Annotated in this window: 30 protein-coding genes; 13 read left to right on the top strand and 17 right to left on the bottom strand. The window is 48.0% G+C overall.

Going from position 1 to position 24,498, the window contains the following annotated elements:
• Nucleotides 1-27: 27 nt before the first annotated feature.
• The 3 genes from ACXAJH_RS15560 to ACXAJH_RS15550 all read right to left on the bottom strand — a co-directional run bounded on the left by ACXAJH_RS15560 (nucleotide 28) and on the right by ACXAJH_RS15550 (nucleotide 2,609).
• On the bottom strand, nucleotides 28-798 hold the full coding sequence (locus ACXAJH_RS15560) for an enoyl-CoA hydratase (protein WP_474967786.1): 771 nt from the start codon (nucleotides 796-798) through the stop codon (nucleotides 28-30).
• 229 nt (nucleotides 799-1,027) lie between these two features.
• Nucleotides 1,028-1,387, bottom strand: a complete 360-nt coding sequence (locus ACXAJH_RS15555; RefSeq protein WP_160834837.1) for a YlbF/YmcA family competence regulator — start codon at nucleotides 1,385-1,387, stop codon at nucleotides 1,028-1,030.
• Between the two features lie 85 nt (nucleotides 1,388-1,472).
• Nucleotides 1,473-2,609, bottom strand: a complete 1,137-nt coding sequence (locus ACXAJH_RS15550) for a DUF445 family protein (protein ID WP_474971876.1) — start codon at nucleotides 2,607-2,609, stop codon at nucleotides 1,473-1,475.
• A 136-nt stretch (nucleotides 2,610-2,745) separates the two neighbouring features.
• On the opposite strand from ACXAJH_RS15550, the gene ACXAJH_RS15545 reads away from it, so the two are divergent.
• Entirely contained in the window at nucleotides 2,746-2,928 is a 183-nt protein-coding gene (locus ACXAJH_RS15545) for a hypothetical protein (RefSeq protein ID WP_474967784.1), read from the top strand.
• A 46-nt stretch (nucleotides 2,929-2,974) separates the two neighbouring features.
• Here ACXAJH_RS15545 and ACXAJH_RS15540 read toward each other — a convergent pair whose 3' ends face one another.
• The gene (locus ACXAJH_RS15540) at nucleotides 2,975-3,256 is read right to left on the bottom strand and encodes a metal-sensitive transcriptional regulator (protein WP_027956555.1); all 282 of its coding nucleotides are present in this window, start codon (nucleotides 3,254-3,256) and stop codon (nucleotides 2,975-2,977) included.
• A gap of 111 nt (nucleotides 3,257-3,367) precedes the next feature.
• Here ACXAJH_RS15540 and ACXAJH_RS15535 point away from each other — a divergent pair, with 111 nt between their 5' ends.
• A complete protein-coding gene (locus ACXAJH_RS15535; protein WP_474971877.1) occupies nucleotides 3,368-4,264 on the top strand; it encodes a PucR family transcriptional regulator in 897 nt (298 codons plus the stop codon).
• 123 nt (nucleotides 4,265-4,387) lie between these two features.
• Nucleotides 4,388-5,485 (top strand): ABC transporter ATP-binding protein, encoded by a 1,098-nt coding sequence (locus ACXAJH_RS15530; protein ID WP_474967782.1) that lies wholly within the window; start codon nucleotides 4,388-4,390, stop codon nucleotides 5,483-5,485.
• 137 nt (nucleotides 5,486-5,622) lie between these two features.
• Here ACXAJH_RS15530 and ACXAJH_RS15525 read toward each other — a convergent pair whose 3' ends face one another.
• The 3 genes from ACXAJH_RS15525 to fumC form a co-directional block, all read right to left on the bottom strand.
• A complete protein-coding gene (locus tag ACXAJH_RS15525; RefSeq protein WP_474967781.1) occupies nucleotides 5,623-5,790 on the bottom strand; it encodes a hypothetical protein in 168 nt (55 codons plus the stop codon).
• A 135-nt stretch (nucleotides 5,791-5,925) separates the two neighbouring features.
• Nucleotides 5,926-6,129 carry an alpha/beta-type small acid-soluble spore protein gene (locus ACXAJH_RS15520; RefSeq protein ID WP_027956559.1) on the bottom strand — a complete coding sequence of 68 codons (204 nt, stop codon included), beginning with the start codon at nucleotides 6,127-6,129 and terminating at the stop codon, nucleotides 5,926-5,928.
• A 115-nt stretch (nucleotides 6,130-6,244) separates the two neighbouring features.
• Nucleotides 6,245-7,636, bottom strand: coding sequence for a class II fumarate hydratase (gene fumC / locus ACXAJH_RS15515; RefSeq protein ID WP_474967780.1), 1,392 nt, complete (start codon nucleotides 7,634-7,636; stop codon nucleotides 6,245-6,247).
• Between the two features lie 260 nt (nucleotides 7,637-7,896).
• On the opposite strand from fumC, the gene ACXAJH_RS15510 reads away from it, so the two are divergent.
• On the top strand, nucleotides 7,897-8,814 hold the full coding sequence (locus ACXAJH_RS15510; RefSeq protein ID WP_474967779.1) for a zinc dependent phospholipase C family protein: 918 nt from the start codon (nucleotides 7,897-7,899) through the stop codon (nucleotides 8,812-8,814).
• A gap of 6 nt (nucleotides 8,815-8,820) precedes the next feature.
• Here ACXAJH_RS15510 and ACXAJH_RS15505 read toward each other — a convergent pair whose 3' ends face one another.
• The gene (locus tag ACXAJH_RS15505; RefSeq protein WP_474994507.1) at nucleotides 8,821-10,104 is read right to left on the bottom strand and encodes an MFS transporter; all 1,284 of its coding nucleotides are present in this window, start codon (nucleotides 10,102-10,104) and stop codon (nucleotides 8,821-8,823) included.
• A 100-nt stretch (nucleotides 10,105-10,204) separates the two neighbouring features.
• Here ACXAJH_RS15505 and ACXAJH_RS15500 point away from each other — a divergent pair, with 100 nt between their 5' ends.
• Entirely contained in the window at nucleotides 10,205-10,825 is a 621-nt protein-coding gene (locus ACXAJH_RS15500; RefSeq protein WP_474967777.1) for an NAD(P)-dependent oxidoreductase, read from the top strand.
• 38 nt (nucleotides 10,826-10,863) lie between these two features.
• On the opposite strand, the gene ACXAJH_RS15495 is transcribed toward ACXAJH_RS15500, so the two are convergent.
• From ACXAJH_RS15495 to wrbA, 3 genes are all read right to left on the bottom strand, one after another.
• Nucleotides 10,864-11,655 (bottom strand): M15 family metallopeptidase, encoded by a 792-nt coding sequence (locus ACXAJH_RS15495; protein ID WP_474994506.1) that lies wholly within the window; start codon nucleotides 11,653-11,655, stop codon nucleotides 10,864-10,866.
• A 139-nt stretch (nucleotides 11,656-11,794) separates the two neighbouring features.
• A complete protein-coding gene (locus ACXAJH_RS15490) occupies nucleotides 11,795-12,037 on the bottom strand; it encodes an IDEAL domain-containing protein (protein ID WP_027956564.1) in 243 nt (80 codons plus the stop codon).
• Nucleotides 12,038-12,276: 239 nt separating this feature from the next.
• Nucleotides 12,277-12,882, bottom strand: coding sequence for an NAD(P)H:quinone oxidoreductase type IV (gene wrbA / locus ACXAJH_RS15485; protein ID WP_474967774.1), 606 nt, complete (start codon nucleotides 12,880-12,882; stop codon nucleotides 12,277-12,279).
• 223 nt (nucleotides 12,883-13,105) lie between these two features.
• Between wrbA and ACXAJH_RS15480 the strand changes: the two genes are divergently transcribed.
• The gene (locus ACXAJH_RS15480; protein ID WP_474967773.1) at nucleotides 13,106-13,975 is read left to right on the top strand and encodes a cation diffusion facilitator family transporter; all 870 of its coding nucleotides are present in this window, start codon (nucleotides 13,106-13,108) and stop codon (nucleotides 13,973-13,975) included.
• A gap of 36 nt (nucleotides 13,976-14,011) precedes the next feature.
• Here the strand turns inward: ACXAJH_RS15480 and ACXAJH_RS15475 are convergent, their stop codons facing one another.
• Entirely contained in the window at nucleotides 14,012-14,548 is a 537-nt protein-coding gene (locus ACXAJH_RS15475; protein WP_474967772.1) for an N-acetyltransferase family protein, read from the bottom strand.
• Between the two features lie 233 nt (nucleotides 14,549-14,781).
• Between ACXAJH_RS15475 and ACXAJH_RS15470 the strand changes: the two genes are divergently transcribed.
• Nucleotides 14,782-15,078 carry a hypothetical protein gene (locus tag ACXAJH_RS15470; RefSeq protein WP_474994505.1) on the top strand — a complete coding sequence of 99 codons (297 nt, stop codon included), beginning with the start codon at nucleotides 14,782-14,784 and terminating at the stop codon, nucleotides 15,076-15,078.
• A 59-nt stretch (nucleotides 15,079-15,137) separates the two neighbouring features.
• On the opposite strand, the gene ACXAJH_RS15465 is transcribed toward ACXAJH_RS15470, so the two are convergent.
• Nucleotides 15,138-15,431, bottom strand: coding sequence for an AzlD domain-containing protein (locus ACXAJH_RS15465; protein WP_474967770.1), 294 nt, complete (start codon nucleotides 15,429-15,431; stop codon nucleotides 15,138-15,140).
• Nucleotides 15,428-16,162 carry an AzlC family ABC transporter permease gene (locus tag ACXAJH_RS15460; RefSeq protein WP_474991316.1) on the bottom strand — a complete coding sequence of 245 codons (735 nt, stop codon included), beginning with the start codon at nucleotides 16,160-16,162 and terminating at the stop codon, nucleotides 15,428-15,430. The genes ACXAJH_RS15465 and ACXAJH_RS15460 overlap by 4 nt, the downstream gene beginning before the upstream one ends.
• Before the next feature lie 386 nt (nucleotides 16,163-16,548).
• On the opposite strand from ACXAJH_RS15460, the gene nhaC reads away from it, so the two are divergent.
• Both nhaC and ACXAJH_RS15450 read left to right on the top strand, forming a co-directional pair.
• Nucleotides 16,549-17,949 (top strand): Na+/H+ antiporter NhaC, encoded by a 1,401-nt coding sequence (gene nhaC, locus ACXAJH_RS15455; protein ID WP_474967768.1) that lies wholly within the window; start codon nucleotides 16,549-16,551, stop codon nucleotides 17,947-17,949.
• A 182-nt stretch (nucleotides 17,950-18,131) separates the two neighbouring features.
• Nucleotides 18,132-18,965: an MBL fold metallo-hydrolase gene (locus ACXAJH_RS15450; RefSeq protein ID WP_474971885.1), complete on the top strand. Its 834-nt coding sequence runs from the start codon at nucleotides 18,132-18,134 to the stop codon at nucleotides 18,963-18,965.
• Between the two features lie 9 nt (nucleotides 18,966-18,974).
• Here the strand turns inward: ACXAJH_RS15450 and ACXAJH_RS15445 are convergent, their stop codons facing one another.
• Entirely contained in the window at nucleotides 18,975-19,760 is a 786-nt protein-coding gene (locus tag ACXAJH_RS15445; RefSeq protein WP_474967766.1) for a cobalamin-binding protein, read from the bottom strand.
• A 95-nt stretch (nucleotides 19,761-19,855) separates the two neighbouring features.
• Here ACXAJH_RS15445 and ACXAJH_RS15440 point away from each other — a divergent pair, with 95 nt between their 5' ends.
• The 3 genes from ACXAJH_RS15440 (at nucleotide 19,856) to ACXAJH_RS15430 (ending at nucleotide 21,936) form a co-directional block, all read left to right on the top strand.
• Nucleotides 19,856-20,683 (top strand): alpha/beta fold hydrolase, encoded by an 828-nt coding sequence (locus ACXAJH_RS15440; RefSeq protein ID WP_474967765.1) that lies wholly within the window; start codon nucleotides 19,856-19,858, stop codon nucleotides 20,681-20,683.
• 19 nt (nucleotides 20,684-20,702) lie between these two features.
• Nucleotides 20,703-21,554 carry a hypothetical protein gene (locus ACXAJH_RS15435; RefSeq protein ID WP_474967764.1) on the top strand — a complete coding sequence of 284 codons (852 nt, stop codon included), beginning with the start codon at nucleotides 20,703-20,705 and terminating at the stop codon, nucleotides 21,552-21,554.
• Between the two features lie 184 nt (nucleotides 21,555-21,738).
• Nucleotides 21,739-21,936 (top strand): cold-shock protein, encoded by a 198-nt coding sequence (locus ACXAJH_RS15430; protein WP_008634702.1) that lies wholly within the window; start codon nucleotides 21,739-21,741, stop codon nucleotides 21,934-21,936.
• A 562-nt stretch (nucleotides 21,937-22,498) separates the two neighbouring features.
• Here the strand turns inward: ACXAJH_RS15430 and map are convergent.
• Nucleotides 22,499-23,254 carry a type I methionyl aminopeptidase gene (map, locus tag ACXAJH_RS15425; protein ID WP_474967763.1) on the bottom strand — a complete coding sequence of 252 codons (756 nt, stop codon included), beginning with the start codon at nucleotides 23,252-23,254 and terminating at the stop codon, nucleotides 22,499-22,501.
• Nucleotides 23,255-23,344: 90 nt separating this feature from the next.
• Entirely contained in the window at nucleotides 23,345-23,899 is a 555-nt protein-coding gene (locus tag ACXAJH_RS15420) for a sugar O-acetyltransferase (protein ID WP_474991315.1), read from the bottom strand.
• A gap of 81 nt (nucleotides 23,900-23,980) precedes the next feature.
• On the opposite strand from ACXAJH_RS15420, the gene ACXAJH_RS15415 reads away from it, so the two are divergent.
• The gene (locus ACXAJH_RS15415; protein ID WP_474967761.1) at nucleotides 23,981-24,481 is read left to right on the top strand and encodes an N-acetyltransferase family protein; all 501 of its coding nucleotides are present in this window, start codon (nucleotides 23,981-23,983) and stop codon (nucleotides 24,479-24,481) included.
• The last annotated feature ends 17 nt before the right edge of the window (nucleotides 24,482-24,498 follow it).

Genomic DNA, 24,498 nt, shown 5'->3' with positions numbered 1-24,498 from the left:
AGCCGCGCTTAACGGCGCGGCTCTTCATTATTTTCCGTGAAATACAGGCTTCCTCTTCTCCATAAAAGCCTGAACACCTTCGAGGTGATCATCTGTGTGCCTCAGCATCCATTGGGTTTCCCTTTCCTCTGTCAAATAGGTCTGGAGCTTTTCCAAGCCATATTTATGATAGATCTCCTTCGTCGCAATCATCGATCGGAGCGGGCGGCGGCTCCAATAATCTGCAAGGTCTCCAGCTTTCTGCTGGACCGATCCTTCAACAACCTGGTCAATCAGCTTGTATTCATAAGCTTCCGCAGCCGACATCCGCTCCCCCTTCCAAGTAAAATGCTTGGCCTGATGGGTACCCAGACGTTCCTGGAGCCAGAAGTGGCCGCCCCCGTCCGGAGCAAGTCCGATGCCGATGAAGTTCATGGACAACTGCGCCCCTGCTTCCGCCATTACATAATCAGCCGATAAAGCAATACTGAGTCCGAGCCCGACGACAGGCCCGTGAACAGCAGCGATCACAACCTTAGGCATCGTATAAAAAGACTTCACGATATATTCAATGTCATCCATCACCTGGTCGTACACGTCACGGTCGGCGGCTTCCTTCATCATTGTAAGATCCCCGCCGGCGCAAAAGCCGTCTCCACTTCCCGACAAAACCACAACCTGAGCCTTTGAATGCTGCACCTGATCGAGAACGTAAGCAAATTCAGCTAACTGCTCCGTCCCGAGCGCATTGTACTTTTCTCCGCGGTCCAACGTAATGTGCACAACATTATCCTTTTCTTCAACCCTAAAGTGGCCCATTCTTCTCCCCCTGGATTCAAAAATGTCTTCTATTCGTTACATTTCGCCGGCGTGTCTCTTTTCTCCTGCAAAGGTCGACAACATTCCATCCATCATGCAGAAAAGACACAAAGACAGACTCCTGCTGAATGAGAAGGGCCGCTGCGTTTCCAGGCATAAAAAAAGAGTCTGCAGAGAACACAAGGTTCTCTGCAGACTCGGACCACCGTAGAAACGGCGGTCAACTGCATTACTGCTGTGGCTCTTCCGGATTACCGTAAAGCTCTTCCAGCGGTTTTGTAATAATACGGCTGATATCGTTGATAACAGTGTTCAAACGCTGTTCTTCTTCCATCAGCTTGGAAATCTGTGGGTGCTGCTGTACAAGTTCTACGACTTTACGAGCCTGCTCCACTTCTTCTTCGGAGATTTCCTCTCCCTGCATCTGTTTTTGTTGAAGCGTCATTTGTGTCTGACGGAAATCATCAAACATTGTTTTCGCTGCTTCGTCATTCATAACCGCTTCATAAGCTTCTTTCAAGCTTGTGAATTCTTCACTGTTGCGGATCGCTTTTTCCAAATCATAAGCGTAATCGTATAGGTTTGCCATAAAATAAGCCCTCCTGTAATTTCGTACTTCTAACATTCCTACCCCACTATAACAGACTCACTGAAGTCTGTATAGGAATAGGGTCTTATCCGATCACCATGACGAGAGCGGCCTGCAGCAGACCGATCAGTCCTCCAAGAAGAGCTCCGAGATATGTGATCATCTTGAATTCCCTTCTTGAAATGCCAAGGACCATCTCCTCCAGACGATCCACCTGGAAAGCCTCTACCTCTTCCTTGACGACTTCCTCCAGTCGAACGGATTGGATCATCCCTTCCACTTTGCCGGAGATGACATCGATGGATTTCCTAATGAGGACCGGAATCCATTGTTTGGTCACCTTCTCCTGAATAGGAGCGGTCCAGTCTGCAATCGAACGCTCCATCCATTGCTCAACAGGAAGAGCCTCCGCCGTCGTCTGCCCGATCAGACGCCCGATTTCATCAGAACCGATTCGTTCTTCCACGGATTCCAGGGGCATGTCGAGCCATTTCTCTTTTTCTGCATGAAGCATCGTTTTCAACCATTCATTCATTTCACTGTCGGACACATATTTCAGGAGAATCGGATACAGACGTTCAGTCAGCCCGTCCGGCCCTAAGAAAGAGGAAATCATATTACCGAGAAACCCTTGATTGTCCAGATAATTATTAATGAGGGCGGAAACTTTCTCTTTTCCCTCTGTACTCCGGAAATAATTCTCGATACTTTTTTGAATGTGCTCAGCGGCCTGGTCAACGCCATGATCCACCTTCGATGTCCATTCCGGAGTCAGCAGCTCTCTGATTTCCTGCTGCCTGTATCCATCCATCAGCATATGGTACCGTTCTTCGATCCAAGAAGCCGTATTCAATCGAATTTCCTCTGAAGCCACATCGATTTGGAAATCCTTCAGCAGGGATTGGACGGATTTATCCTGCTGCATCCATTTCAACGCCTCTTGTTCAGCCAAGGAGGTCATCTGGCTCACCAGAGCAGGTTCAGTCAATTTGCGGCGGATACCCTCGGGTGTAAGAAGATGATTCACGACCATTTTCCCGAGCTGTTGTGCTAATTCATTCTGTCGTTTAGGTATAAGCCCCGGCGTAAATGGAACGCGGAACTTCCCGATATATATCGCACGGTAAGGGCGGAAAAGCATCTTAATCGCGAGAGAGTTCGTTACTCCACCAATCAAGGCACCGATCCCCATCATTAAAAGAATCAGAAGTATTGGATGCATCGTACAACCTCTTTCTATCGTAGTGTACCAAGTATAATGGAAAAATGCGGCGTGTGCCAAACGAGAGGAATGAAAAATATCCACTCTCATGATTCCCCTTCAAACGGGCCACCCTATAAGGAAGGAGGTGACCAGAATGAAGGAGGAAAAAAAGAAGGCACCCGAAGGAAAAGACCAGTTTGAAGTGGATGTTGACCGCATGATTAATGAAGGAATGGCGGGCGGCACCGTAGCGCCGGTATACGGGCGGGAGCAGATCGGGGAAGCCCATGAAATTCCGGTTCAGGAAAATCGGAAAAATGACCTTGCAGAAAAATAATAAAGCTGTCTCTGATGGACCCTCATCCATCAGAGACAGCTTCATTTCAGCGGCTTTTCACAATCATCTGTACAGCTTCATTGATTAAATCTTCAGCGGATTCTCCCTCTTCGTGAGCAACGCGTATACATTCCTCAAGGTTTTTCGCTACAATATAACCAATCGCCCGGTCCATCGCTGAACGTGCCGCAGACAGCTGGGTGATGACATCTTTACAGTCTTTTTCCTCATCCATCATTTTAAGGACACCGCGCACCTGCCCTTCAATGCGTTTCAACCGGTTTTTCGTTTCTTGTCCATAGAAACTCTGTTCTTTTACGTGTTCCACTCCGATTCCTCCTCTCCCTCCGACTTATCATGTATAGGGATCAATTGACTTTGCGGATTTCTACATTGTATTACTATAATAGTAAATATCCTAGTAAAAAGGAAGAGATTCATGTCTGTCATTCATCAACTCCAGCAGATCTACCCCTCTATGAGGGTGATCACCGAAGCAGAAGCCGGCGATTCAGACCAGTGGGACTATTATCTGACGCCGGAAAAAGAACTCATTGCCATCCCTAAGGGCGAAAGGAATAACCAGGAAGCGGAGCTGTTATCCATCTTCCTTACTCCTTTTGAGAAAGATACCATGACCGAGACAGAAAGGGAAACGGCATGGAAGGAACTCACTTCCACCGGCAGCCAGTATGAAGGCATTTCCTGGCCGCAGTCGTACCGCTTCATCCTGTTTACATTTGATGACTCCGGCACTGAAAAAAGCACGATAAAAGAAGCGCTCCAGTCTCTATTTCCGGAACGCGTGCCCCTGCTCTGGCAGTCGGACCAGTCGGGATACATGGTGGAGGAAATCTTCTCGAGCGGGCAGGAGGTCCTGACATTCGAAGGGATTCCGGATGTTCTCATGAGTGACTTCTACACAAATATACGTTTTTTCACAAGCCATTTCAGTTCTGACTTAAAAGAAGCCCCTTCTATTTTGAAATGGTCGCTGAGCGGAGCCGATCTGGCAGATCGATACCACATGCCCGCTGTCGTTTCCTACAAGGATATTATTCCCTATTTCTACATCGACTACCTTCCTGAAGCCTATTGGCATCAGGTGGAGCAGTCGATCTTCCACGAGGTACTGGAAGATAAGGAACTGCTTCAGACCATCAAGGTTTTCCTTGAAACCGGATCCAACACGTCCCTTGCTGCTAAAAAGCTGTATATGCACCGGAACAGCCTGCAGTATCGTGTCGATAAGTTCATCGAAAAAACGGATTTGGATATTAAGGATTTCAAAGGGGCGGTCATCACCTATCTTGCTCTTTTACATCTACAGTTGTAATTCGACAGAGTGCACAAAGCTCACGATGGTGAGTTTGTGCACTTTGTCCATTTACCGTTTTCAGAAACTTCGGTACACTGAAATCAGTTAAGAAAGCGATTTCAAAAACAGGGGGAGTTTCCAATGGCAGAACTTAAACTGAACAATATTGATAAAGTGTATGATAAAAATGTGAAAGCCGTCGACGATTTCAACCTTCATATCAATGACAAGGAATTCATTGTTTTTGTAGGTCCGTCCGGTTGTGGTAAATCGACAACACTCCGTATGATTGCAGGGCTTGAAGAGATCACCGGCGGAGACTTCATGATTGATGACAAGCGCATGAACGATGTAGCACCAAAAGACCGTGACATTGCCATGGTATTCCAGAACTATGCCTTGTATCCGCACATGAACGTGTATGACAACATGGCCTTCGGTTTGAAACTCCGCAAGATGGATAAGTCGGAAATTGAACGCCGCGTCAAGAACGCCGCTCAGATCCTTGGATTGGAGGCTTTACTGGACCGTAAACCAAAAGCGCTGTCAGGTGGACAGAGACAGCGTGTAGCCCTCGGGCGTGCCATCGTCCGTGACGCAAAAGTCTTCCTGATGGATGAGCCTTTATCCAACCTGGATGCCAAGCTTCGTGTCCAGATGCGCGCTGAAATCCAGAAACTGCACCAGCGTCTGCAGACAACGACCGTCTACGTTACCCACGACCAGACCGAAGCGATGACGATGGCCACCCGTCTTGTCGTTATGAAAGATGGAATCATCCAGCAGGTGGGTGAGCCGAAGGATGTCTATGATAAGCCTGAGAATGTGTTTGTCGGCGGCTTCATCGGGTCCCCGGCTATGAACTTCCTCCATGGCACACTGGCTGATGGTCACATTGAACTCGGAGAAATCAAAATTGCCGTACCGGAAGGAAAAATGAAGCCGCTCAGAGAACAGAGCTACATCGGAAAGGAAATTATCCTCGGTGTGCGTCCGGAAGATATGCACGATGAGCCGCTCTTTATCGATGCCAACCAGGACAAGAAAATTACGGCCGACATTGAAGTAGCTGAGCTGATGGGCTCCGAATCCTACCTGTATTCCAAATTGAATGACCAGGAATTCATCGCCCGTGTCGATTCCCGTTCCGATATCAACGGTGGAGACCAAATTACCTTGGCGATTGATATGAACAAAGTCCACTTCTTTGATAAGGATACAGAAAGCCGTATCCGCTGATCATAACAAAGCAGCCCTATCCAGGGCTGCTTGTTTTTTTAGGGGAACTGCATGTTTCTGAATGCCTCCAAAAACGGTAAAACCCGGGCAGTGTCTGGAATAAATCACCGCCCGGGCTGTATCGTATCTGAAACAGCCTATGTTGTCTGAATATCCTGCAGACCACAGGCTTCACACACAAAAAGGTGAACACATTCGTCCTGAATGGAGGAATCGATCTCACCATCAACAAGGTCGGTATAGGTAAGATCCAGATAAGGGCTGTATTCATCAAGAAAATCAGTCACCCTTCCCCGATCCTTCATCCTACCCTCACACCTCGGGCAGGCGCGCTGCGTTTCTCCCCACCCGTTACAAAGTCCGCATTCGTACATAATTGGTCCACTTCTTTCACAAAAATAAAGAGGAAGGGCGCACCCTTCCTCCTTCGTCACACGTATTTATTTTTGGTATCCACCGAACTGCTGTTCAGCCATTTGTACAAGACGCTTAGTGATTTCTCCACCTACAGAACCGTTAGCACGTGCTGTAGAATCTGGACCAAGCTGTACGCCGAACTCTTGAGCGATTTCGTATTTCATTTGGTCTAGAGCTTGTTGTACACCAGGTACAACCAACTCGTTTGAACTGTTGTTGTTAGCCATGTGTCTCACCTCCTGTCCTGTGTAATCGTAGTATGGGTCGGAGGTTTTGTTTTTATGTCAAAAAAGACAGTGGTAATTACTGGAGAAAAACAATAGACACATGGCTGGATTCCTTTTACTTGGCGTTTGGTTTTGTCATGGCTTTTGGATCTACGTAATCCTCGAACTGCTCTTCGGTCAAAATACCGAGCTCCACAGCTGTTTCTTTCAACGTCTGGTCTTTTTCAAATGCTGTTTTTGCTATTTTCGCGGCATTCTCATAACCGATATGAGGATTCAAGGCCGTGACCAGCATCAGGGAGTCACGCAGATACTTTTCAATCTGTTCATGATTCGGCTCAAGGCCGCTGACACAACGCTCATCAAAGGAGACCATACTGTCAGCGAGAAGCTGGGCGGACTGAAGGAAATTATGAGCAATCACCGGTTTGAATACATTCAATTCAAAGTTCCCCTGACTGGCAGCAAAACCGATGGCCGCATCATTTCCCATTACTTGAACCGCAACCATTGTAACCGCCTCACTTTGAGTCGGGTTCACTTTCCCAGGCATGATGGAACTTCCAGGTTCATTGGCCGGAATTGTTATTTCTCCAATGCCGCAGCGCGGACCGCTCGCAAGCCAGCGGACATCATTGGCGATTTTCATCATATCCGCAGCCAGAGCTTTCAAAGCTCCGTGCGTATGTACAAGTTCATCGTGGGATGTGAGGGCATGGAATTTATTCGGTGCAGAAACAAACCCTTTGCCGGTCAACGCATTGATTTCAGCAACGACCTGTTCTGAAAAATCTTCATGCGCATTCAGGCCTGTCCCGACAGCCGTGCCGCCGATAGCAAGTTCTTTCACATATTCACTGCTCTCGATCAGCATCTTCTCCGTCTTTTCCAGCATGCGGTGCCAGCCGCTGATTTCCTGCCCAAGCGTGAGGGGTGTCGCATCCTGGAGATGAGTTCGGCCGATTTTCACAATATGATTAAACGCTTCCATTTTTTCTTGTAACGTGTGCTTCAACTGGGTGAGGGCAGGAAGGACAACATCCTCCACTTTACGGACGGAAGCGATATGCATCGCTGTAGGATACGTATCATTTGAGCTTTGTGATTTGTTGACATCGTCATTCGGGTGAAGACGCGTCTCACTCCCCTTCTCTTCCAGCCACTGATTGCCCACGTAGGCGATAACTTCGTTCACATTCATATTCGACTGCGTGCCGCTGCCGGTCTGCCAGACCACTAACGGAAAATGTTCATCCAGCTCACCTGCAATGATTTGGTCCGCAGCATAGCCTACCGCTTCCGCCTTTTCCTCTTCTAAAAGTCCAAGAGCAGCATTGGCTTTCGCTGCGCTCTTCTTCAAGATGGCAAAGCCTTCGATGACTTCCTTCGGCATTTTTTCATCACCGATCGGGAAATTCTCTTTACTTCGCTGCGTTTGTGCCCCCCAATATTTTTCACTTGGCACATGTATTTCACCAATCGTATCTTTCTCCACGCGGTAATCCATGAAAAATCCTCCCTTTTCAGTTCTTTCTATGCTTTTTCATTGTATCAAGAATCTTTTGAACAATCACCTGAATGACGGGTGTTTTTGACAATTTTCCGCGTTTTCATTTCAGATTATTTACATTTTTCAGATAATCGTCTATACTTATGCTGTCAAGCACCGGTTAACCAAACCACGCTTGACTTCTCAAGTGGGTATAAAGTGGTGAAAAGAGCCTTGGAACGGCTCTTTTTTTTGCTTTAAAACAGGAGGTAACGACCATGCCGAACATTTGGACTCACATTCTATTTATTGATGAACTTTGCGAAAGGATTCTCTGCCACCCCCTGATCCATGCAGCACCGAACAGTCTGCATATGGGCGCCCAGGGACCGGATCCTTTCTTTTATCATAACTTCCCGCCCTTTTGTTCGTCCAAAAAAGGGACCGCTCTGGGCACCCTTCTGCACACATCTCGATGCGGCCCTTTTCTCATGGATATGATCGAGGCGGGAGCAAAGGAAAAAGCTCCAATGCAGGCCTATATGACAGGTTTTATCAGCCATCACATGCTTGACCGGACGACCCATCCCTTCATCCATTTCCATGCCGGTTATGAGGGAGCGAAGCATCAGGAATTGGAAGTGATCATCGACACTCTCTTGATGAAGCGTTTCCGAAAGAAAGATCCATGGAAAACAGCCGTTCACAAACACATCCGTTTATCTTCAACCTTGGAGGAACAACTGACCAGCTTCATGCACCCCCTCCTTGCCAGACAATTCCCGGCCGAAGCCTCTCACTATCCACGATCCCTGATCAGGCAGTCCTACCGCCATATGACGGCTGCGCAGAAACTGCTGCGAGACAGGTGGCAGTGGAAAAACAAATGGCTGTCGTCTTTTGTCTCCTCCTATTCTCACAGTCCCATTATTGACGACATCGATTATATGAATGAAAACCGCCGCCCATGGCAGCATTCCGCTACATCCGCTGTCCATACAGAGTCGTTTATTGATCTTTACGAAGCAGCGCTGAGCGAAGCTGTTACGGTTCTTTCATTGGTTTTCCACTACTGGGAACACCAGCAGACAGAGACTTTCAAACAGCTGAAGAAAAAGATAGGGGACATTTCCTATGACACAGGAAGACCTTTGTCCGAGAACCGCGCCAACCAATACAGCCGCCCCCTCCTTTAGGGTCGTTTAACGTTCGACAGGTTCACCACTTCCAGACGAGGCCTGATCAGCACCTTTTTCCACATCAACAAACCAGAGAAGGAGAATGCCCGCTGTGAAAAATCCGACCAGCGATAGAATGCCGAGACGGCTCGAACCGGTCAACTGACCGATCAACGCAAAGGCAAAAGGACCAAAAACAGCAGCGAATTTAGAAGAAATGCCGTAAAATCCAAAAAATTCTGCCTCGCGACCTTCCGGGACCATCCGTCCATATATCGACCGGCTCAATGCCTGCGCCCCTCCCTGAACGACTCCGACGCAGACCGCAAGGATGTAAAAGTGAAACGCTGTCGTCATGAAATAACCGAGAGCTACGATAAAAAGGTAGATAAAAAGCGTGATCAGCAGGGCTCGTTTAGCTGTGATTCTTCGTGCCAGCCGCCCGAATAAAAATGTACAGGGAATGCCGACAAACTGAGTAATCAAAAGAGCTGTAATGAGCGAGTTGCTGTCAATTCCGACATCCCGGCCATAGATGGCGGCCATTTTAATAATGGTAGAAATACCATCATTGTACAGCCAGAAAGCGGCCAGGAATAATAGGAGCGGCTTATAAGACCGAAGCTCCCCTGCTGTCTGTAAAACACGACGGAATCCGATGGATAGGTAGGAGCGCTGCCTCACACTGGTTTTCCTTTTCTCCTCTTTAATATGACGAAGCAGGGGAATGGAAAAGATCAGCCACCATATCCCGACAGAAACGAAGGACAGCTGCACGGCCGTAGTGCTGTTCGGAAGACCGAACCAGTCATACTTCATAATCATAAGAAGATTGACAGCAAGGAGAATGCCGCCCCCTACGTAACCGAGCATAAAACCAGCAGCTGAGACTTGGTCGATCTCCTCCTCCCCCGCAACTTCAGGCAGAAAAGCATCGTAAAATACGTTGGCGCCGGAAAAACCGACGGTACCTGCAATCAGAAGCAGAGAGGCCCATACATAATCCCCCTCGCCGACAAATGCCAGCAGAATAGAAGCAAGGATCCCCATGAAAGCGAAGAACATAAGAAAACGTTTCTTGGAAGCGGAATAATCACTGACGGCACCGAGAATGGGGGCGAGCAGCGCAACGATTAAAACAGCGGCTGACTGGGAATATCCCCAATAACTCGCCGCAAGCGACGATGGTACTCCTTTCGCTGCCACATCATAATAGAACACAGGCAGCACAGCAGCCATAATGGTGGTGGCAAACGCTGAGTTCCCAAAATCATATAAAATCCAGCTGCGCACAGACTTTTTCGTCATAGCCATCCCCCCAGCACTATCTTTAGTCCTAAGAATAGCAGAAGAAAAGATCGGAAAGGTTTCTTGATAGAAAAATTTACAAATATTTGAGGTGATTCATATGAAAATAGCTGTAATCGGTGGAACAGGCCGTGTCAGTACCCATTTCATCCGCTATGCCCTAAGCAGGGGCCATGAAATAAAAGCGTTGGTCAGGAACATTCATAAAGCAGAGGAAATGCTGGAAGGGGCAGAACTTGTCCAAGGGGATGCAAGGAATCAGGAAGATATCAGAAAGACGCTGACAGACTGTGAAGTCGTGTTTTGTGGATTAAGTACAGATAAGTCCGATACCCTCACAACAGCCGTCCCGCTTCTTACGGATGAAATGGAGCGTCAAAGTTTGAAAAGGGTGGTAACGATCGGGACCGCGGGAATCCTCGACAGCCGCTACGAGGATGGAAAATACAGGTTTGAAAGTTCGGAATCCAAACGGAGTAAAACGTTCGCGGCAGAAGAACATGCCGGGGTTTACCAGCATTTACAGAAAACCACACTCGATTGGACGATTGTCTGTCCGACCTACCTTCCAGAAGGAGACGTTCAAGGCGGCGTCCGCTTTGAACTGGACAGGCTTCCGGAGGATGGTAAAAAAGTGACCACCGGCGATACGGCCGTCTTCGCCTACCAGACGCTTATAAACGACCAGTTTTCACAAAAGCGCGTCGGCATCTGCTATTAAAAATAAAAAGCCGTTTCCCATCGGGAAACGGCTTTTTATTATTCAGTCTCACTGACCGGCTCGTAACCGAAGAATTCCTCTAAGGTCACCTGCTGTTCATGAACCTCTGCCGCTGCTTCTTTACCAACATAGCGAAGGTGCCACGGTTCATATTTATAACCGGTAATGTCATTGTTTCCCTCCTGATAACGGACGACAAACCCATATTCATAAGCATGGTCCGCCACCCATTCACCTTCCGGGGTATCACCGAAAGCCTGGGTCAGTTTAAACGCCATTTCTGCCGAAGTCACATCCATCGCCAGACCTGTCTGGTGTTCACTTGTTCCCGGACTCGCAGAAAACGTATCGGTTTCTTCTTTTCCATACACTTCTACGTTCCGTTCATAAATTTCTTTCTGACGTTCATACGAACGATATCCTGACGCGGCTACAAGTTCAAGCCCTGCTTGATCTGCGCCTTCAAAAAGCTCCTCCAGCGCATCAGCCGCCTCCTGCCTTAACTGTTTTTTCGGATGGTCTTCCTCAAAGGAAAACGGCACATCCGGTACGGTTAAATCCGGAGGGGCATAGCCGTCTGGGAGTTTCCGCTGTTTATTGACGACGACTTCAACACTTTCAGGATCACCGACTTCTATCATTCCATTGGACAAAGCGGTATCCTCATTTTGAGACGCCTCTCCTGATGCTGGTGTACTTTCTTTCTCCTCCTGCTGGGCAGTGGATGAGGCAGGTGCTTCCTCTGCCTGATCGTCATCCGAACTGAGAGGATTGTTGGAACACCCGGTTAATGCGGCCCCTATCAAGGCCATGGTAAGTATTTTTTTCACACTAATTCCCTTCCTACTTTCAAAGATGCTGTAACAACTATAACATTGTCAGGAAGAAGTTGTATATCCACATCTCTACCTAATAACGGGTCTATAAAAGGCCATATAAAAAAGCCGCTGTCACTCCAGCGGCTGTGCTTTATTCCCATGTAAACGGCTGATACTGCAGGCTGAGCCGGTCGAACGCTTCCCGGTCGCCGCTGTCGATAGCCTGGTTGATTTCTCTATCTAAACGATCCTTATTGAATTGATAGCTGAGGTGATCCAAAAGCAGACGCGAGGCTAGTTGTATTCCAAAAGACAGTTCTCTCTTTGCCGTAATCTCTTTCCCTTTGTAACCGGGGTTCCGACGAATAACATAATTGATCTTTTGCTTTCTCATGAGATTACCCCCTTCATGCTTTTTTTCATTATGCAGGATTTACTAGAAGAACGCAACAAGTTTTCTGAATATTTAGTTATATCATTCCCCGATTTCTACTTACATAAACCTGCTGAATCGCTTGTTTACTAGGGTGACAGCACATGCAGCCGCCTGATATTTTTTTGAACTTTCCTTATCCCGCGTCCGTATATAAAAAAAAAAGGACGCAGCTTAACGTCTGCGCCCTCTCCTTTTCCTTATTCTGCAAATTTACCTGCAATTTCAAGAGTCCGGTTGACCTGGTGGCGGACAGCTGCTTCCACATCTTCTTTCATATGACCTTCCCCGTCTACACTGACACTCGTTCCGTATGGATTCCCTCCTGCTCCAAACACCGCATCATTGGTGTATCCTGGAGTGGCAATAATGGACCCCCAGTGGAACATCGTTGTGTAAAAGTTGAGAAGAGTGGATTCCTGACCGCCATGAGGGTTCTGTGCAGATGTCATTGCACTGATGACTTTGTTTACAAGCTTCCCCTGGAACCATAAGCCGCCGGCCTGGTCCATAAACTGTTTAATCTGCGCCGGCACATTTCCAAAGCGGGTCGGCATGCTGAAAATAACGGCATCTGCCCAGTCCAGATCATCAACCGTAGCTTCAGGTACAACATCTTTAGTAGCTAAGTAGTGATCCTTCCATGCCGGATTCTGTTCTATAGCTTCCATCGGAGCAAGTTCAGGAACACGGATGAGTTTCACTTCTGCATTTGTTTTCTGTGCTTCCTCTTCCGCCCACTTGGCCATTTTGTAGTTCGTTCCTGTAGAGCTGTAATAAATAATCGCAAGTTTTACCTGAGCCATTTTTTATCTCTCCTTTAATAAATTTCGAATTTTATGATTTTCACTGTTGCTATTCCCCCCTTACATTTATTTAAAACTAAAGAATCTCCAAATCGAGATGATGCTGAATTTGACCTCAGGCAATGTACATGCGTGAGGGAAGTTTTTTTTCTCTGGACTCACTAATGACCGTTTTGGTAAGCTAAAACATGCTGTAAAAACCGAGGATGGAGGTGTCAGGCGGATGAGTGAATACGAAAATTTAAAGAGAGGGGAACGGGGAGCCTGGGTCAGTATCATTGCCTACCTTGTTCTGGCCTCTGTCAAGCTGCTGGTCGCCTATACCGGAGAGTCTGAAGCTTTACGGGCGGACGGCTTGAATAATACGACGGATGTGGTCGCCTCCATCGCTGTACTCGTCGGACTGAAAATATCCCGCAAGCCCCCTGATGAGGACCATCACTATGGACATTTCCGTGCAGAGACGATTGCCTCTTTGATTGCCGCCTTCATTATGATGACTGTCGGAATCGAAGTCATTATAGGAACCGTGCAGGACCTCATTCATCAGGAAACAAGCCAGCCATCGCTTTTGACTGCCTGGACCGCTCTGGGAGCTGCCGGAGTCATGTTCGGCGTCTACCGCTATAACTTAAATCTCTCACAAAAAGTGAACAGCCCCTCCCTTTATGCGGCCGCACAGGACAACCGATCCGACGCGCTGGTCAGTATCGGAGCCTGCATTGGTATTTTCGGGTCCCAGTTCGGTCTCTTCTGGCTCGATCCGCTGGCAGGTTTCATCGTCGGTTTGATCATCTGCAAGACAGCCTGGGACATCTTCAAGGAAGCCACCCACAGTTTGACCGATGGTTATGAGGAAGGGCAGATTGAACATATTCGTACAACGATTTCCGGCCATCCGGATGTCTGGGCCGTTAAAGATGTGAAGGCAAGATTACAGGGCAGTCAGACGCTTGTTGAAGCAACCATTCACGTAGACCCTCACATTACGATCCAGCAGGGACACGAAATTACGGATGAAGTAGAAGCCCTCTTAAAAAAAGAGAATGATATCCGGTATGCCCATATCCACATTGAACCTTTCGAAGAATAAAAGCTCCCGCTTGTCATTCCCAAGCGGGAGCTTTTGCTATACCGTCAGCGCTTCTTCCAGTGTATGGAGATCTTTCCATCCATACGCCGTTTCCTCATAGGTACCTTGACCAATCGTCACTTTTTCTGCTTCTACGGGGTCCGCTCCATATTTTATGTAAAACTGACTGGACGGATTCCGGGTCAACACCCAGACAAGAAGCGATTGATAACCAGCCTCCCCCATTCCGCGTACAAAAGTCTGCAGCAGTATTTTCCCATAGCCTTTCCCCTGATACTCATCCAGGAGATAGATGGCATAGATTTCTCCATCATACCCATAGTTCTTCGTCCGCTCTTTCCCTCCGGAAACGAAACCTACCACTTGTCCTTCATCATTTTCGATGACGAAGGCAATCTGACCATTCAAAGGTTTTCGCAGAATGGTTTCCCATAATGTGATTCTATGCTCAAGTGTTGTATTACTAATATCCCTTTCATCAATCAGATCCTTATATGTGGATTTCCAGCTCTTCACATGAATGTCCGCTATCGTCGCGGCATCTTCAAAACGCGCTTCCCTGACGTGAGGCATTCCGTTCACCTTCTTCTTATATATTTTCTTTATTGTAACAAAAAGATGATGCAACGTACGGCATCATCTCTTTGTTCACAATTATCGACAGGAAAAACTGGAGATCCTGCGTGTATCGAATCCCGAATAAACCCACCGCTGCTGACCGGGGCGCCAGCGGTAACCCGCTACAGATGTTCTTCCAATGTAGGTTGGATAAAACCAGAACGACCTTCCATTGACAAGACGGATCCATGTATAACGGTACAAACATCCATACAGGGAGCCGGGATCAACGGCATACAACTCCGCTCCCTGTCCTCCGGATGGAGGTGCTGGAGGTGGAGGCGGCAGCATTCCGCCGGGGCCTCCCGGTCCGCCCGGTCCGCCTCCGGGCCCTCCAGGCCCTCCTGGTCCGCCTGGTCCACCCGGTCCGCCTGGTCCACCACCGGGCCCTCCAGGTGGAGGCCCTTGGGGAGGCTGACCACCAGGTCCTCCTCCAGGAAATCCGAAGATCTGCCCAAAAGGAAAGCCAAATTGTCGATGCATAACGATCAATTCCTTTCTCGGAAGTATCCCTATACGATATGCATCCACTGGGCGGGTGTGCTTATACTGTTAATAGAAAAACAGTCCCGATGGATCCCAAAACTACAAAGATGATATGTATATTCAGCCAGGCCAGCAGCACAGCAGCAAGACCCGCAGCAACCCCTACCTGCGGTGCATCTGGTTTCACTGTCAGGATGCCTGGAAAAATGAGCGCTCCTAAAGCGGCGTACGGAATAGCGTTCAACCATCGATCCACCCAGCGTGGAAAAGCAGCAACATCCACAATGAACGCAGGCAGAAATCTGGGAACAGCTGTAACGACGGCCATCCCAATAATCATCCAGATGATCATGATTCCTCCTCCTCTCCTAGAATCCAAATCCCGCTCAGACCACCTACAAGCGTGCCGGCAACAATGGCCCATCCTTGATTCATCCCCATCCTTTGACAAAGATAATTAATGAGGAGAGCGGTCACAGCGATTATGGCAATCCGCCCATTTCTTTTCACAGAAGGAATTAAGAGTCCGATGAACATCGCATAAAGAGCGACACCCATGCTGTCACTCAGCCTTGCAGGAATCACATCACCAAGCACCCCTCCCAAGAAGGACCCTCCCACCCAGGAAGCGTAGGCAGTCAGCATAAGGGAAGCATAAAAATAAGCGCCATTAGGTTCCGCAGCTTCCTTTTTGTAGAGGGTCGAAACCGCAAACGTTTCATCTGTCAGCCCGAGCGTTAACGGGATCTTGGCGCGAAGAGCCATCGTTTTCAGCCGGTTCACGAAGGAAAGCCCCATCACGAAATGGCGGAAATTCAAAACAAACACAGCCGTAACAATTTCAACGAACCCTGTCCCGGCAGCCACCATTCCAACAGCAAGAAACTGGGCAGCTCCAGCAAACACGAGCACGCTCATCAATGTCAATTCCAAATTCGTCATGCCGGATTGTCCAGCGAGCACCCCATATGTCAAAGCTACTGGCAGATATCCGAGCATAATGGGAAAGCCGGCCGTGATTCCTCTCTGCACCATATGCATCCGTGAAGAGGAATGGGCGTGTTTGAAAGCATGGGTTTCCATAGGGGCACCTCCTTTCTGAAATTTCCACTATTATACCCAATCGATGAGGATGATGGAAAGATTTTTCAATGAAAAAATGTTGACATCGCACTGGTGCTCTTATATTATAAATGCAACTTACTTCATTACGGAAAAGCGTTTAAGCAAAGAAGATTTTTTGTATCAAGTACTCCGCAGTAAAAGGCAGTCAGACAGCCAGCAGAGACCGGATGGATGGTGAAAATCCGGGCCGGCTTCCTTTGAATTACAGGGTACGGTTCAAATGATACAACCACAAGAGCGGGTAAAGAAATGTTTCTTTACCAATAAGGGTGGTACCGCGGAGCGATGCTTCGTCCCTTTCTTTGGGACGAAGCTTTTTTGTATGGATTAGAGGAGGAAGAAACATGTTTCATTTACAGCCAAAACACCTGCCATCCTTGGTAGAATCCATAGTTATGCTCGTTCTGACTATTGGAGTAATCAGTTATTTTATCATCTCTCTGCAGACCGCTCCACATATCCCGATTCTTTTAGGCATTCTCCTTATGCTTACGTATGGGTTATTAAAGAAAAACTCCTTTAAAGACCTGCAGTACGGGATGACTCAGGGCGCGCAGACAGGAATGGGAGCGGTACTCCTGTTCTTCGTCATCGGTATCCTTATATCCAGCTGGATGGCCGCGGGTACCATCCCTGTCCTTATGGACGCCGGATTTACGATTGCGGACGGCCCTTGGTTCCTGGCCATCATTTTTGCCGTTACGGCTGTCATCGGTGTGGCCCTCGGAAGCTCATTCACGACAGCTGCTACCGTCGGTGTGGCCTTCATGGGGGTGGCCGGATCCATGGACGTCTCCCTTGCAATGACTGCAGGAGCCGTCGTCTCCGGCGCATTTTTCGGAGACAAGATGTCACCGCTCTCTGATACAACCAACCTTGCTTCCACGGTTGTAAAAGTGGACTTGTTCGATCACATTAAAAATATGGCGTGGACAACAATCCCGGCCTTCATCATCACGTTCGTTCTGTTCATCTTCCTATCTCCGGACAGAAACCCGGACGTTGAACAGCTCGATAACTTCCAAAACGGACTGGCTGCATCAGGCTTAATGCACTGGACATCCTGGATTCCAGTCCTTGTCCTCGTTGCCATGACCATGACTAAACGTCCAGCCTTCATTTCTCTGGCTGTCAGCAGTCTGACGGCTACGGTTCTGGCCGGGTTTAGAGAAGTCCTGCCGTGGACGGCTTTGTGGCAGACATGGTTCAGTGGGTTCGAAGGAAGCACAGAGGTGGAAGTGGTCAATGAACTACTCACAAGGGGCGGAATGAACAGTATGCTCTTTACGGTTTCCCTCGTGATTTTAGCACTGGCTCTCGGCGGTTTGTTTTTCGTTACCGGAATCATCCCGGCCATACTGTCTCGAGTACAGGATTCACTGAAATCAGCAAGGTCAGCGACGCTTTCCACCGCATTTACAGCGATCGGTATCAACATCGCGATTGGCGAACAGTACCTTTCCATCCTGCTGACAGGAGAAGCCTATCAGGATGTATATGAAAAAGCGGGACTCGCACGTAAAAACCTGTCCAGGACACTGGAGGATGCAGGAACAGTCATTAATCCTCTTGTCCCATGGAGTGTGTGCGGCGTATTCCTTTCCGGTGTGCTTGGTGTACCGGTCCTTGATTATCTTCCATTTGCATTCTTCTGCCTGTTATCCCCAATCCTTACCATCTTGTACGGATTGACAGGAAAAACGATAGCTTCGGCAGCCAATCCGTCTTATCATAAGGCGAACTAATCGGAAGCACTTCCACTTTTTGGCTGGATGATGAAAAATGAACCATCTACGGATAGTAGAAGGAAAAGCAGCCATCCTAAAACAGGGACGTATCCACCAGAGGGTACGTCCTTTTTCTATTGCATAATCCGTGCGATCATTTCCCACACTAACCTGTAGAGAATATGAAAGAGGTGACAGGTGTGGACCAGGAGAAGCATGGAGAACAACAGGATCATCATTTAGATATGGAACAGGCAGAAGCTGAACAAGTTCTTGACGATGTCGCCTTCTACCGTACATTGATTGTCAATGTCATCTTTATAGGAAAAGAACAGACAGAGGACTGGGTCCTTGTCGACTGTGGAATCAGCCATTACAGCAGAAGGATCATAGCAGCTGCGGAAAAACGCTATGGATCCAGACCCCCTAAAGCGATCATCTTGACCCACGGCCATTTCGATCATGTAGGTTCAGCAAAAAAACTGGCAGACCATTGGAATGTCCCCATTTTTATTCATCCAATGGAAATGGATTATGTGACCAATCAACGGGATTACCCTGTAGGCGATGCCACAGTTGGTGGAGGGTTTTTTGCTTTGATTTCCCCATTCTTCCCTACACATCAGCCGGATTTGAGCCGCTATATCCATTCCATTCCGAACGATGGGAAAATCCCCTCACTCCCTGACTGGCAGGTCATCCACACCCCCGGTCACACACCGGGGCATGTCGCACTATACCGTCCGGACGATGGCACCCTTCTTGCTGGAGATGCCTTTATTACTGTAAAACAAGAATCCAGCATGGCCGTTTTCATTCAGCATCAGCATGTTCATGGACCCCCGGCCTACTTTACTCACAATTGGGAGGAAGCTGAAAAATCCGTACAGAAATTAGCGGCCTTGAACCCGGTCACCGCGATCACTGGGCACGGGCTCCCTATGTCAGGGGAAGCCCTCAGCCATCAACTCAAGGAACTCGCGTCCAATTTCCGCGAGCTGGCTGTTCCTAAGCATAAAAGGAAACTTCACTAAACGACGAGCTTATCCAAGCTCGTCGCTTTCTTTTTGCAGGACATTCGTCAACTTTGCCAGCCCCTCCAGCAGTCTTGGACTTGGACGACAGAATAATGATTCCTCCAGGACATGGATCCTGTCGTTTTTCACAGCCTTCATCTCCAGCCATCCCGGGCGTTTTCTAAGAAGATCCGGGTTCATTTTTTCTTCCTTCACCCCCACCCATACCATGCAGATATGGTCAGGGTTACGATTCTTCACTTCTTCCCAGTCCGTTTGAAAACTGGCCGTATCCTGATCTGCAAAGACATTTTCAGCTCCGGCCAGGCGGCTGATTTCCGTCAACCAGTTCTTTCCACCCGGAGTAAAAACCGGCTTGGGCCACCATTCCCAGTACAACGCAGGCTTTACCTCAGCAAGAGAAGCCTTTTCCATCAAACGATCCAATTCATCCCGGTACTCATCCGCTCTATGATCGGCCTCCTCTCCCATCCCGAGCTCTCTGCCGACACGACGGACATCCTCCCCAATCTCTGCCAGGCTGTTGGAATCGATGATGATATAAGGAAGACCGGCTTTTTCAAGCCCTTCAATATTTTTTTCCATGCCCGGTACAGACAGCGAAGCCAGGACCAAGTCCGGCTTCAGCTCTGCCGTTTTTTGTATATCTATGGATAAATCAGGGCCGAGCTTTGGAAGCTTCCTGATTTGTTCCGGATAATCAGAATAATTATCGACACCAACCAACAGGTGGGTCTGATTCAGATAGGCGACAATTTCAGTATTGCTTGGACATATCGACACGATTCTCACTTTTCCACCCCTATTAACAGAATTATCTGATGTTTCATTTTCTTTTATTATAGCTTATATTTAATGTATGGAAAAAGAAAGAAAGGGATGAGCCCATGACCACGACACTCCTTGATTCAACAAACGGAATAGTGGAATTTACATATATCGGAGAAGGTCCTCCTGTGCTGCTGTTGAAAGGTGGACACTGCAGCAGAGATACAGATTTATCCCACAGCAGCCTTGTATATGAAGGATTCTCACTGCTGACGATTTCCCGGCCTGGTTACGACTACACAGAACCCTCGACAGGCCGAACACCGGATGAATTCGCAGATACAATGGTTGAGGTGCTTGATTATTTAAATTTGGAACGCGTCCATGTCATTGCTGTGTCTGCAGCAGGACCAAGCGGAATCGCTCTAGCTTCCCGCTACCCGGAGAGGGTGGACCGGCTTGTTCTTGAAGCAGCGCTGACGGGGGCATGGGATCGAAAGGCCCGGAAAAAGGCGATGCTGCTGTTCGGTCCCGCAGAAAAAATGGTCACAGGCAGCCTCAAGTTTATGCTTAAACTTTTCCCTGACCTTGTCATGAAGCAGCTTCTTGCTGATATGACGACCGAAGATGTGGAGGATTACCTCAATCATTTATCGGCCAATGACCGGCGGTTCATCTATGATATGCTCGCCACCTCCCAGCCCGGCAGAGGCTTTATCCTTGACCTTGACCATGATGTAACGAACCTGGATGAGCTGAATGTCCCTGTTCTCGGCATGTACTCACAGAAAGACCGCAGCGTCCCTTATACAAACGCCCTGTTGTTGAAATCGACGGTACCCGATTGTGAAATCTACGAAGTCAATGCTGACAGTCATTTGATCTGGATTGGAAAAGATGCTCATGATGTTTGGAATAAACGGCTGGAATTTCTAAATCAATCCTAAAACATTCGGAGGGATCACCATGGATGATGTAAGGTGCTCACAAATGCTGGATCGTTTCTTAACGTTTTATGACCAGGCTTATCGAGAACCCCCTCATAAGCGTCATGAATTATGGATGGAATATTATGATTTCCCTCATACACCGCCGGGGTATCAACAAGGGCAGCTCGCAAAGGAAATGGTGGAGTATGCCTGGAACAAGTACAATCACGTCTATGATAAAATTCAATACTTCGATATCAGTCCGTTGGAAATGAATGAGCACGTGGATCATATTAAACAAATTCTGCACAGCACCACCTACGTTGATGTAAACGTACTCTTTTTTGTCGGAACATTTGAAACGGATCCTTTCATCATCCAGGAAAATCATCAATATATTCTCTGCTTCCCTGTCGAACTGCCCGGTGGTCAGACCCGTTTGATTCAGGAGCTGGCCAGAGTCGTTCACTGCCGCCAGTCCGGACTCGCCCCCAGCCATACCCGTACCCTCGGGCAGCTGATCTTTCAGGAGGGGCTGGCGATCCATACGACATTGGAAGTGCTGGAGGAAAGCGGGATATCAGATCCTTACTTCAGCTGGGATGAAGAAAACTGCAGCCGCGAACCGAACCGGGTCATGATGAACATTCAGCCCCATCTGCACCGCACAGATTACGAGGCCCTCTACTCTTTTACCAAAGGTACCGGTGCATCAGGATTTGAAAAAGAAGCCAATTACACAGGGTGGCTTGTCATCCAGCACCTTCTCGAACAGGGGAAGCCGTTGTATGAACTGGCCCGCATCGCTCCTGAGGAAGTCGATATTCTTGTGGAACGTTCCCTGCTTTCATTAATGAATCAGGCCTATATGACCCAGCCCCAGGAGTAAAAAGGAACTTTTTTGTAATAGGGCTTTCATTCCTTTTGCCCATCTGTTATACTATGGTTAATTATTCGTTGTTCGATGAGTGTCATGCAAGAGAAGATGTTTCGCAAGATGTCGTCTTGATGGACTTGAATGAGCAAGAATAGTAATACAATGTGGAGTTTCTCCACGCAGGAGGTTTTTGTACATGGTCGAAGGTACAGTAAAATGGTTTAACGCAGAAAAAGGTTTCGGTTTCATTGAAGTAGAAGGTCAAGACGACGTCTTCGTTCACTTCTCCGCTATTCAAGAAGAAGGATTCAAAACTCTTGAAGAAGGTCAAGTCGTAACTTTCGAAATTGAAGAAGGTCAGCGTGGACCACAAGCAGCTAACGTTCAAAAATAAGAACGTATAAAAAACTCCCCTTTCGAGGGGAGTTTTTTTATGTCTTGTTTTTAAAATAAGGCTCTGTTATTGCTTGGTATTGTTATTTAACATGTGAGCTCCTATCATCACCCCTTTCTGTCATGGGATTTGTAGGAGGCGGCCTTGGGAATGACCCCCTTTCCGTGAGGTACCGTGAGCCGCGGAAAGCGGACGGTTTTCCCTGCCATCCCATGCTCTGAGTAAATAGCAGACCGGCCCCCTAATTCCAGCGGAAACGATTTAGTAATCGTTTAAAATATCAACAACAGACTTTAACAGAGCTTAAAATAAAAAAGGAACAGCTCACAGCTGTTCCTCAGGCTGTCGAGACTTTCTCGACAGCCTTGTTTTTTTCGATTTTAAAAATTCCCAAGGAGCGGTGCCCCTTCCACTCCTGCGGAAGAACGAGTGGAGATCGCCGAGCGTGGGTGTTGCGAGGAAGCTTGGGGGCTCGTCCGCGGAAAGAAAGAAAAAAGCTTGTAAAGAAACAGAGGTTTCTCTACAAGCTGAAAGAAACAGCTCACAGCTGTTCCTTTTTTATTTATTCATCTTCCTGTTCAGTCAAGATGACAGGGCCGTCTTTTGTAATAGCCACCGTATGTTCATACTGCGCGGATAACGTCCCATCAACCGTGCGTGCCGTCCAATTGTTCTCATCCATCTGACTTGCCCAGTCTCCGATGTTAATCATCGGCTCGATGGTGATGACCATTCCCTCTTTCAGACGTGCTCCTTTGCCAGCCGCACCGAAGTGAGGGATGTAAGGATCCTCGTGGATGGATTCGCCGATTCCGTGTCCGGTGAAATCACGGACAACCGAATACCCTTCACCTTCCGCATATGCTTGGATCGCGTGGCCGATATCACCGATCCGTTTCCCCGGTACAGCCTGCTCGATTCCTTTATAAAGAGATGTTTTCGTTACATCCATCAGTTTTTGAGCTTCTTCACTGATTTCTCCCACGGCATGTGTCCAGGCAGAGTCCGCGAGGTAACCATTCAAGTTGACGACCATATCGATGGTGACGATATCGCCCTCCTTCAACTTCTCATCGCGTGGGAACCCGTGGCAGATTTCATCATTGATGGAAGCACATGTGGTGAATTCGTACCCTTGATATCCCTTCTGCTCTCCGGTAGCTCCGCGTTCAGCTAAATATTTTTCCACGAATTTTTCGACTTCCATCGTTGTGACACCCGGCTTAATAAAGGTGCGCAGTTGTTTATGGACATCAGCCAGCAGCTTACCGGCCTCGCGCATGTTTTCAATTTCTCTTTGACTCTTACGTTTAATCATAGTGATACAATCCTCTCTTTTTTCTTATTACGTATGCAAGTATCCCTCTGTATGATAACGAAAAAATACCAGCAAAACTACCCCGGAGCCTTATTCGACTGTTCTGATGACCTTTGCAGGGCTGCCGGCGGCGAAAACATGATCCGGGAGATCCTTGGTGACAACCGCCCCTGAACCAATCACGACATTGTTTCCAATGGTAACTCCGGGATTGATAATCGATCCTCCTCCGATCCACACATCATCACCGATGGCAATCGGCCGCCCGGACTCCAGCCCCTTTGCTCTTGTTTCCCTGTCCATAGGGTGCAGAGCGGTGTACAACTGAACGTTCGGTCCAATCAGGACACGGTCTCCGATCGTAATCGGACATATATCAAGAAAGACACAGTTAAAATTAGCAAAGAACCTGTCTCCTACATGAATATTGTAACCATAATCACAGTAAAAAGGCGGTTCCAGGGTCATCTCCCCGGCAATTGTTCCAAACAGGTCTTCGATCAACTGAGATCGGTAATGCTCCTCCGTATTCTTCGTTTGGTTCAATGCGTGGGTGATCTGCCTGGCGCGCGATCTTTCCATCACCAGTTCATCGTCCCAGGGTTGATACAGTTCACCACTCACCATTTTTCCCTTCTCTGACATACGATCCCTCCTGTGGTTTTGATGTCTTTACTTTATCATAGTTTTCGGCTAGGCTAGGAACAACAAAAGGAGGCAAAGCCTATGGAGACGCGCGAATTGAACCGTTCAGATGCAGAAGCCTACTATGAGTTAAGACTCGAAGCTCTGCTTACAAATCCGGACGCTTTTATTACGACCTACGAACAGGAAAAGCAGAAGCCGGACCCGATCGAAACGACCGCAGAACGGCTGGAGGGTAAAGACACCAGAACCTTCGGACTTTTTTCAGGAGAAAAACTGACTGGGGTAGTCACACTGGTACGGGAAACACACCCGAAGTTCAGACATAAAGCATCCATCGTTGCGATGTACATCACACCGGAGGTAAGGCGGACTGGAGGAGCCATGCTTCTGTTGGAAGAACTGATCCAGCATGCCCGGGCAGTGGAAGTCGAACTCCTTCACCTCAGCGTTGTTACAGAAAACACCCCGGCAAGAGAGCTGTATCGAAAGCTCGGTTTTCGATGCTGGGGCGTGGAGAAGCAAGCAATCAAACTTCCCACAGGTTATTTAGATGAGGAGCATTATGAACTTTTTCTGTGAAATTGAAACGGATAAAA

Source organism: Halobacillus sp. ABD4_316 (assembly GCF_056161385.1).
Note: the sequence above shows the minus strand (reverse complement) of the source record. Positions and strands in the feature narration are given on the sequence as shown.